Here is a 9,155-nt window from a genome sequence, read left to right on the forward strand (position 1 = left end):
TTGAGCTGCGCCCCTTCCGGCGGCGGTCTATCGGGCTCTTCTCCCAGCAGCCGGGACATCGTGTGGGGCGCACAACCGAAGAGCACGTGGCCGGCACCCACCCGGCGCTCGACACCGTCGTCGTCCACGAACACCACCTCGCCGTCCGGGTCGACGGCGGTGACCTCGACGCTGGTCAGGATGTGGGCGCCGGCGGCCACAGCCGCGTCGCGCAAGGCGTCCGTCACCACGCCCATGCCACCCAGTGGCACGTCCCAGCTGCCGGTGCCGTTCCCGACGACGTGGTAGAAGAAGCACCGGTTGGCCAGCAGCTCCGGATCGTCGTCGAGGTCGGCGAAGGTGCCGATCAGCGCGTCCGTCAGCACCACACCTCGCACGGCGTCGTCCGCGAAGCTTTGCGTCACGGTTGTGCCGATCGGCTCTTCGAACAGCATCCGCCAGGCCAGCTCGTCGTCGACGATCGCGCGAAGCTGATCCCGGGATTGCACCGGCTCGATCATGGTCGGGAAGAGACGCTCCGCGGCGCGTGACACCCGGCGGTAGAGCTCCTGCCACGCGGCGTGCTCAGCATGGTCGCCGGTGACCTTGGCGAACGAGTCGGCCGTGGCTCCGGCATCGCCCGTGTCGACCAGCAACCCACCGTCCCCGACCGGGGTGTACGACGAGATCCGCCGGCGGCGCAGCGTGATCGGCAGCCCCAGCTCGTCGATCACCTGGTGCGGCAACAGGGACACGAGATAGGAGTACCGGGACAGCCGAGCCTCGACGCCGGGGAACACGGCATCCGAGACCGCCGCGCCGCCGACCTGCTCGAGCCGTTCCAGAACCAGGACGCTTCGCCCTGCCCGCGCGAGGTAGGCAGCCGCGGTCAGCCCGTTGTGGCCGCCGCCGACCACGACCGCGTCGTACTGTCCGGCAATCACGCCTGCCCGCTCCCCTCCGGCGCCTCGGCGTAATGCCGCCAGAGCCATCGTGCTCCACAAAGCCATCGTTGTCAGGCCCCGCCCATCAAATTACGGGCCGCCGCCCGCCGCTAGCGCGATGCCCCGCCCACGAGACGAGGCACCCGGTGAGCGACAGCGCCTGCGCTATCGGATGTCGTGATCAGACTGCTGGCCGCGACCGTCGCATTCAACCCTGAGGCCAGGGAGTTCAGGGGAAGCCCGGGGATACCCCTGAGAGACCCCGGGGTCCGCTCGCTCGTACGGAGGTGGTGATACCCCCACTGCGCCGATCGCCGAAAGTCGGCAAGATGAGGGCTGTGGATCTTCTCTCCGGCGTCACCCGGCAGGCCGCCGCCGTGCGGCTGCGGTTGACCGCGCGAGCGTTCGGTCTCGTGTTCCTGTGCTTCGTCGGGATGGGGCTTGCCATCACGGCCGTCGTCGCCGTCGGAATGGTGTGGTTGATCCTGGTCATCCCGGTGCTCATGGTGGTGGTGACGGCGGTTCGCTGGTTCGCGGACCTGCACCGGAGATGGGCCTCCGAGGTGCTGGAGACTCCGATACCGCGGCCCTACCTTCCACTGCCCGAACGCGGAGTCCTGGCTCGTCTGCTCGCCCTGGCCAAAGACCCCGCCACGTGGCGCGATCTGTTGTGGCTGCTGGTCAACGCCACTGCCGGGTTCTTCTTGGTCGGCATGGTCTGCACGCTCGCCATGTCCACGATCGGCTTTGCCGGACTTCCCGTGGCCTGGCCGTTCCTACCCGAGGATGTGCCGCCCCGCACCGACGAGGACTTCCGCTCGCTGACCGGGGACTGGGGCCTGGTGGTCGTGACCGACTGGCAGTCCGCGCTGCTCGCCTCGGTCCAGGCCATCCCGATGCTCGCCATCTGGTGGTGGGCCACACCTAGGCTCATCCGGCTCGATGCCCGGTTGATGTCTTGGTTCCTCTCTCCCACCGACGCGTCCATGCTGAGCGCCCGGGTGGAACAGCTCGCCGAGTCTCGTGCGGAGACGGTCGACACGCAGGCGGCCGAGCTGCGAAGAATCGAGCGTGACCTGCACGACGGAGCACAGGCACGGCTGGTGTCGCTCGGCATGAGTCTGGGGTTGGCCGAGCAGCTCATGGCCAACGATCCGGACGCCGCGCAGGAGTTGCTGGCCGAGGCCCGCGAATCCACCGGCCTCGCGCTCGCGGAGCTACGCGACCTGGTACGGGGTATTCACCCACCCGTCCTGGCCGACCGCGGCCTGCAGGGAGCGGTGCAGGCGCTGGCGCTCAGCTACCCCGGTGAGGTCGACGTGGAGGTGAGTCTTCCAGCCCGGCCCGAGCCTACGGTGGAGTCGGCCGGCTACTTCGCGGTCGCCGAGGCTTTGACGAACGTCGCGAAGCACGCGCACGCCAGCCAGGTGTGGGTCCAGGTGTGGTATGCCGATGGCCGGCTGCGGCTCGCCGTCGGCGACGACGGCAAGGGAGGAGCCCGGATCGAACCGGCAGGTGGTCTGCACGGGGTAGAGCGCCGTCTGGCAGCATTCGATGGAACCGTCTCGCTCACCAGCCCTCAGGGCGGGCCGACCATCGTCACCATGGAGCTGCCGTGCGTGTTGTCATCGCCGAGGATCTCACCCTCCTCCGAGACGGGTTGATCCGGCTGCTCGAAGCGCACGAGTTCACGGTGGTCGAAGCGGTTGACAACGGTCCGTCGCTGCTCCGCTCTCTGCTCACACACCAGCCTGACGTCGCCGTCGTCGATGTCCGCCTCCCACCGGACTTCACCGACGAAGGCCTGCGCGCGGCCATCGAAGCACGTCGCCAGATACCTGGTCTTCCGGTGCTCGTTCTCTCGCAGTACGTCGAGCAGCTCTACGCCCGCGAACTGCTGTCGGATCGCACCGGCGGCGTCGGGTACCTACTCAAGGACCGCGTCTCCGACGTCGCGCATTTCGTGGATGCCGTGCGCAGGGTGGCGAGCGGGGGTACCGCGATGGACCCCGACGTCGTGCAGCAGCTGCTCTCCAGGCGCACACACGACCGGCCACTCGCGGGCTTAAGCGGGCGTGAGCGGGAGGTGCTGGCCCTGATGGCTGAGGGCCGGACCAACGCGGCGATCGCGTCCCGCCTGTTCGTCACCGAGAAGGCCGTCGACAAACACGTCGGCAACATCTTCACCAAGCTGACCCTGCCGCCGTCGGAGGACGACAACCGGCGCGTCCTCGCGGTCCTCGCCTACCTTGAGACATAGGCCGCCTCGTGTAGCACCGGACCATCCTGGCAGGCCCTTCTGACCGCCCGGGTTCGTGGCCTCACGTTACGCGTGACCCGGCCACAGAAGCTCCAGGCGTTACGTGAGGCAACGAAGGTCCAGCCAGACCTGTGTGCCGTGCGTGGGAAACCTCAGAAACGGGCGCTATAGCGGGCGACGGTCACCGCCGCCGTGACACCCAGCGGAGCGTCGATCATGTCGAGCGTCTCTTCGAGCGACGCCGTGTCGATGTGGTGGGCGCTCGGCCCCATCCGGATGAGGCGGCCGATGTCGTGCGCGGCAAGGCTCATCCGGTGGGTGAGCTCGGCGCGAGTCTCGAGGATGAAGCTCTCCGCCAGTGTCTCCTCGATCCGTTCGTCCTTGCGCTCATCGACGGAGAGCATGCCGAACCGGTCGACGAGCTCGGCGAGATGGCCAGGCGACGGAGTAACGACGACGAGCGTGCCGCCGGGGCGCAGCACACGATGGAACTCGGCTGCATTGCGAGGGGCGAAAACGTCCAGGATCGCCGACACCGACCCGTCCCGCAGCGGCAAGGCATCCCACACGTCCGCGCCGATCGCTGCGATCCTCGGGTGTGCCTTTGCCGCTCGCCGCAGCGCATAGGCCGAGACGTCCATGGCCACGCCGTGCGAGCCAGCCCGGCCAGATGCATCGGCGATGACGCCCGCGTCTGTCTCGTCGCGCCGGCCTGCAAGCTTGTCCAACGTGTGCCCCAGGTAATAGCCCGTTCCCGCTCCGACATCGAGGACGACGTCGCCTTGCACCCCCGCCGAGTCAGAGGAACGGGTCTCCACCTCGTCTTGCACACCCGCGGCACCGGAAGTGCCAGTTCGCTCTGGCCGGCCTGAGTTCATGGCCACCGCATCCGAGCGTTCTGCCGGTAGCGTCGCCGGATCCCGCCAACCATCGGCGACCTGGCGCGCGACGGCGTCGGCGATCGGCTCGTAATGTCCGGCGGCTAGAAACTCCGCCCGGGCGGCGACCATGTCGGCTGTGTCCGCCGTGCCCCGGGGTTTGCGACCGGAACGTAGGTTGACATAACCCTGCCGAGCTACATCGAATGTATGCCCGGATCCGCACCGCAACGCCGTGGCCTGCGCGGTATTCGCCTCACTTGGCGTCGCTCCCGCGGGCAACGCTGCATCGCTGCCAGGCGTCATCGCGGTCAATGCATCGCGGCACACGGGACAGCACAGCGCCTTCAGGATCGCCGGACTCCTGACACCTTCAGAGGTCACAGTCACCGATCTTGCCACGCTTGGTGTCATCGGCCGCCACCCGACGCACGTAGTCCCCGCGGATGGTCAGGAGGCAGTCCGGCTCCTGAAGAGGCGGGCCGAAATCGGCGCGACGATGATCAAGACTCCCACGCTCCAGGCCACGGCCAACCACCCGCTGTCGCCGATCGGCGTGCCCATGAGCAGGCCACGGACGGTCTCGATGATGGGAGTGATCGGCTGGTGCTCAGCGAAGCCACGCAACACTGCGGGCATCGTCTCGACCGGGACGAACGCGCTGCTCATATAGGGCAGAAAGAGTATGAAGAATGTGAAGCCGCTGGCCGCGTCCGGGGTCTTCGCTATCAGCCCGAACATCACCGACAGCCAGGTCATCATGAGGATGAACAGCGAGATCACTCCGACGGCGGCGACCCAGTCGAGCACGTTCCCCGTAGGCCGGAAACCGATGATCAGAGCGACCCCGACCACGAGCGCCGTGGAGAACAGGTTGCGCACCAGACTGGCCACGACATGTCCGAACACCACGATCCAGTTCGTGATCGGCAACGACCGGAACCGGTCCATCACTCCCGTCGTCATGTCCGTCGTCACGCTGACGGCCGTCGTCGCCGCGCTGAAGCCGGCGGTCAGCAAGATGACACCGGGCACCACGTAGTTCACGTAGTCGAACTGCGCGATGCCTTCCTCCAGCGCCCCGCCGAAAACGTAGACGAACAGCAGCAACAGCATCACCGGCAAAAAGACACCCATGAACAGGGCATCGCCGTTGCGCACCGTGTGCCGCATGCTCCGCCCGATGAGCACCCACGCGTCTGCGAGGTTCCACACAAAGCCGGAGCGTCGCGTGGGGCGCTCGCCACCGTGCGGACCGAGCCGGTTCCCGCCGCCGGCCGCCACTCCCCTGTGCTGAACATTTGTCGTGGTGGTCATGGCGCATCCGCTCCCATGCTCGTGTCCGAGGGTTTTGTGTCATCGTTCTGAATCTCGACGGGAGATCCGGTGAGAGTGAAGAACACGTCGTCGAGGCTCGGCCGTGAGAGCCCGACGTCGACGACCGGGACCGGCACCCCGGCCAGGGCGTTCAAGGTGTGCCGGACGTCTTCGGCGCTGTCGACCGTCATGCTGATGCCGAGCCCGTCGTCGCCGACCTGGATCGCGTTGTCCCCGACCACCCGCATCGCCGCATGCACGTCGTCGGCGCTGGAGAAGAGCAGTTCGAGACGCTCCGTCCCGACCCGTTGTTTCAGCTCGGCCGCGGTCCCTTCGGCGATGATCCGGCCGTCGTCGATGACGGCGACGCGATCTGCCAGTTGATCAGCCTCTTCGAGGTACTGAGTGGTGAGCAGGATGGTCGTGCCGGAGTCGAGAAGACCGCGAATGACCTCCCACATGGCCTGTCGGCTGCGTGGATCGAGCCCGGTCGTGGGCTCGTCGAGGAAGATGATCGGAGGGTCCGCTATCAAGCTAGCCGCGAGATCGAGCCGACGGCGCATCCCACCCGAGTACGTCCTGACCGCCCGGTCGGCCGCATCGACCAGGTCGAACTGAGCCAGCAGCTCATCGGCTCGTCGCCGCGCCGCCGCCTTGCCCTGGCGGTAGAGACGGCCGATCATCACCAGGTTCTCGCGGCCGGTCAGGATCTCGTCGACGCTGGCGTACTGGCCGGTGATTCCCATGACGCCGCGTACGTCGTCCGGCTCCCGCCTGACGTCGTAGCCGGCGATCGTCGCTTCTCCCCCGTCGAATGGGAGCAGGGTGCTCAGTATCCGCACCGTGGTGGTCTTCCCTGCCCCGTTCGGGCCCAGCAGCGCCAGCATGGTGCCCTCCTCGACTGCGAGGTCCACGCCGTCGAGCACGGTCACACCCTTGAACGTCTTCTTCAGTCCGCTGGCGCGGATCGCGCTGGTGTGCGAGTTCGTCACGGTGGTTCCTCTCAGTGCGGCGGCTTAGCTTCGAAATTCTGTATGCGCCATAAACTGTATGCGTCGTACGCTAATGTTTATGTTATACACAGTTCTACGATGGTCGTCAATCACCAAGGCGAGGGGACCGCATGAGCGCCGATCACTCTCCGGCTGGAGAACCAGCCCGGATGCTCGAGCTGTTGTGGGGAACGGCGAGCCCGCCGAGCCGCGGCCCCAAGCCCGCCCTGAGCCTGGCGAAGATCGTGGACGCGGCGGTGCAGATCGCCGACGCTGAAGGGCTCGCCGCCCTGTCGATGCGCCGGGTCGCCGAGGAGCTCGGCTTCACCACCATGTCGCTCTACCGGTACGTCTCCGGCAAAGAAGATCTGCTCGAGCTGATGCAGGACGCTGCGGCCGCTCCCCCGCCCGACGTGGACCTGGACAGCATGCCGGACGACTGGCGAGGCGCGGCCCGGTGGTGGGCCACGCACAACATCGAGATGTTCCGCCGCCATCCATGGTTCATGGACATCCCGCTCAGTGGCCCGCCCATGGGCCCGAACCAGGTGCGCTGGATGGACCGGCTACTCGGTGCGCTCGCCGGCACGGGCCTATCGCCCGGCGAGAAGATGGGCGTGCTGACGCTGCTCAGCACCTGGGCGCTCAGCGCAGGGCGGCTGGAGCTCTCCATCATGGAAGGCGCCTCCCGGACGGGCGTCGAGCCCGACGATTGGGATCCGCTCTACGGGCAGCTGCTGTCCAAGGTGGTCGAGGCGGAAGAGTTTCCGGCGCTCGCGGAGATACTCACTGCGGGGATCTTCAGCGGTCCTGAGCCCGACGGAGATGAGGGGAACACCGCTGACCAGCCCGGTGACCCTGAAGGCGCGGAGTTCAGCGACGACTTGACCTTCGGGCTCGAGGTGATCCTGGACGGCGTCGAGGCCTTGATCGCTCGGCGAATGACCACGTCAGGCCGGGACTCGGCGTCGAAACCGTAGGACAGCGTAGATCGCCAGGGCGAAACAGACCGCCGTGCCGGCGATGCAGGTAAAGACGGTCAGGTTCATCCAGAGCGGCACCAGGTCGATCGTCGTCCCGTCCGCCCAGACGCACCGATGCGACACCGGAAGCAGAGAATCCTCGATTCTCGCCGGCTGACCTCCCGGAGCCGGGTTCGCGCTCATGCACGGGCGATAGGGGCGGGTATCGAACCCCACCATCAGCCCCCATCCGTAGACGGCGTAGCCGACAGAGCTGAACAGGATGGCACCCTCCAGCCACCTGAATTGCTCCTTATCGGAGACCATCAGACGGAGCGTCACTGCGCTGTGCAGCACTTTGCCGACCGGGACGAGGTGTGCGGTGACCCACAGGATGATGAGGAACCAGATGAGCGCGTCGTCCACAGGTCACCGGCCCACGGCGTAACCCTGCGCCCCACGGGGATTGGCGGCGGCGCGCAGAAACCCGTCGGCCGAGCGGCTGGTCGCCGATATCCGTCCGAGGCTCCAGTCGCCCTCGACGACGACGTCGTGCCCCCGGTCCCGTAGCGCCCGGACAGTCTCCTCGCCCGCTCGCGCCTCGATGTGCATGCGGCCCGGGACGGCGGCCCGCGGGTAGAACGACGACGTGAAGTGCGACGTGTGCCACGCCGGCGTGTCGATGGCGCTCTGCATGTCCATGCCATGGTGGACACGGTGCAGGAACCACAGCAGGGACCACTGGTCCTGCTGGTCGCCGCCAGGCGTGCCGAACGCGGTGATCTCGCCGTCGCGCACCGCCAGCGAGGGTGTCAGCGTGGTGCGGGGACGCTTCCCCGGTGCCAGCGTGTTCGGCAGCCCGTCCTCCAGCCAGAACATCTGGCCGCGCGTGCCGAGACAGAAGCCCAGGCCAGGGATGATCGGCGCGCCGTGCAGCCAGGACCCGCTGGGCGTCGCGGACACCACATTGCCGAACCGGTCGGCCACATCCAGGTGGCACGTATCCCCCTTGGTGGGCCCGAGGGTGGGCTCACCGACCCAGGTGTCGCCCAGGCTCTGCGGGACCAGTCGCACGGTCGGCAGCCGCGGAATACGGCCACCTGGGCTTCCGGGGCGTAGATCACCGGTGTCCGCGACCGTGGACACCAGGGAGCGGCGCTGCTTCGCGTACTCAGCCGAGAGCAGGTCGTCCAGGGGCACGTCGGTGAACCCCGGGTCGCCGTAGAACGCCTCCCGGTCGGCGAACGCGAGCTTCGCGCACTCCACGACCGTGTGCACGAACTCCGGTCCGGCCGGGTCCATCGAGTCCAGGTCGAAGCCGTCGAGCAGGGACAGCTGCTGTAAGAAGACCGGCGCCTGGCTCCACGGCCCGGCCTTGTACACCGTGTGGCCGCGGTAGTCGAAGGCGATCGGGTCCTCGACGCTCGCGCGCCAGCCGGCCAGGTCGTCGTAGCCGAGGAGGCCTCGGTGCTCTCGGCCGCTTTCGTCCATCACCTCGCGCGTCGCGAATTTCGCGATCGACTCGGCGACAAAGCCCTCGTAGAAGATCTCGCGCGCCCGCTCGATCTGCTCTTCACGGTCGCGCGAAGCCGCCTGCGCCTCGTCGGCGATGCGCTGGTACGTCTCGGCGAGCTCGCGGTTGACGAAGCGAGAGCCCGGCACCGGCGGTGCGCCGCCGTCGAGGAACAACGACGCCGAGCTGGGCCAGTGCTTCCGGAACCATGGCGCCACCCGCGAGATGACGTTCACGGCCGATCCGCCGATCGGGAAGCCGCCACCGGCGTACTCGATCGCATAGGCGAGCACGTCGGCCGGCCCGAGGG

General features: G+C 67.7%; 9 protein-coding genes. 3 read left to right on the forward strand and 6 right to left on the reverse strand.

What is annotated here, in order from left to right:
• The coding region (locus tag ELR45_RS41710; protein ID WP_240760242.1) for a phytoene desaturase family protein at positions 1 to 923 on the reverse strand (923 nt) is incomplete at its 3' end.
• 329 nt (positions 924 to 1,252) lie between these two features.
• Here ELR45_RS41710 and ELR45_RS30185 point away from each other — a divergent pair.
• Complete coding sequence (locus tag ELR45_RS30185) at positions 1,253 to 2,587, forward strand: sensor histidine kinase (RefSeq protein ID WP_129669602.1); 1,335 nt, start codon at positions 1,253 to 1,255, stop codon at positions 2,585 to 2,587.
• Positions 2,539 to 3,183, forward strand: coding sequence for a LuxR C-terminal-related transcriptional regulator (locus ELR45_RS30190; RefSeq protein WP_129669603.1), 645 nt, complete (start codon positions 2,539 to 2,541; stop codon positions 3,181 to 3,183). Before ELR45_RS30185 ends, ELR45_RS30190 begins: the two co-directional genes overlap by 49 nt.
• A gap of 152 nt (positions 3,184 to 3,335) precedes the next feature.
• Here ELR45_RS30190 and ELR45_RS30195 read toward each other — a convergent pair whose 3' ends face one another.
• From ELR45_RS30195 to ELR45_RS30205, 3 genes are all read right to left on the reverse strand, one after another.
• Positions 3,336 to 4,445, reverse strand: a complete 1,110-nt coding sequence (locus ELR45_RS30195; protein WP_129669604.1) for a putative RNA methyltransferase — start codon at positions 4,443 to 4,445, stop codon at positions 3,336 to 3,338.
• Positions 4,446 to 4,511: 66 nt separating this feature from the next.
• The gene (locus tag ELR45_RS30200) at positions 4,512 to 5,378 is read right to left on the reverse strand and encodes an ABC transporter permease (RefSeq protein WP_129669605.1); all 867 of its coding nucleotides are present in this window, start codon (positions 5,376 to 5,378) and stop codon (positions 4,512 to 4,514) included.
• Positions 5,375 to 6,370: an ATP-binding cassette domain-containing protein gene (locus ELR45_RS30205; protein ID WP_129669606.1), complete on the reverse strand. Its 996-nt coding sequence runs from the start codon at positions 6,368 to 6,370 to the stop codon at positions 5,375 to 5,377. Before ELR45_RS30205 ends, ELR45_RS30200 begins: the two co-directional genes overlap by 4 nt.
• A 131-nt stretch (positions 6,371 to 6,501) precedes the next feature.
• Here ELR45_RS30205 and ELR45_RS30210 point away from each other — a divergent pair, with 131 nt between their 5' ends.
• Positions 6,502 to 7,350: a TetR/AcrR family transcriptional regulator gene (locus ELR45_RS30210; protein ID WP_129669607.1), complete on the forward strand. Its 849-nt coding sequence runs from the start codon at positions 6,502 to 6,504 to the stop codon at positions 7,348 to 7,350.
• On the opposite strand, the gene ELR45_RS30215 is transcribed toward ELR45_RS30210, so the two are convergent.
• The gene (locus tag ELR45_RS30215) at positions 7,321 to 7,758 is read right to left on the reverse strand and encodes a hypothetical protein (protein ID WP_129669608.1); all 438 of its coding nucleotides are present in this window, start codon (positions 7,756 to 7,758) and stop codon (positions 7,321 to 7,323) included. The genes ELR45_RS30210 and ELR45_RS30215 overlap by 30 nt on opposite strands.
• A gap of 3 nt (positions 7,759 to 7,761) precedes the next feature.
• Positions 7,762 to 9,155, reverse strand: a 1,394-nt coding sequence (locus ELR45_RS30220; protein WP_240760243.1) for a gamma-glutamyltransferase family protein, incomplete at its 5' end; no start/stop codon positions are given.

It is taken from the genome of Phytoactinopolyspora endophytica (assembly GCF_004138495.1).
In the GTDB taxonomy this organism is placed as follows: Bacteria; Actinomycetota; Actinomycetes; order Jiangellales; family Jiangellaceae; genus Phytoactinopolyspora; species Phytoactinopolyspora endophytica.

Coding starts and splice junctions, on each gene's coding strand:
- ELR45_RS30185 (WP_129669602.1), top strand. CDS start 1,253: ATGAGGGCTGTGGATCTTCTCTCCGGCGTCACCCGGCAGGCCGCCGCC.
- ELR45_RS30200 (WP_129669605.1), bottom strand. CDS start 5,378: ATGACCACCACGACAAATGTTCAGCACAGGGGAGTGGCGGCCGGCGGC.
- ELR45_RS30210 (WP_129669607.1), top strand. CDS start 6,502: ATGAGCGCCGATCACTCTCCGGCTGGAGAACCAGCCCGGATGCTCGAG.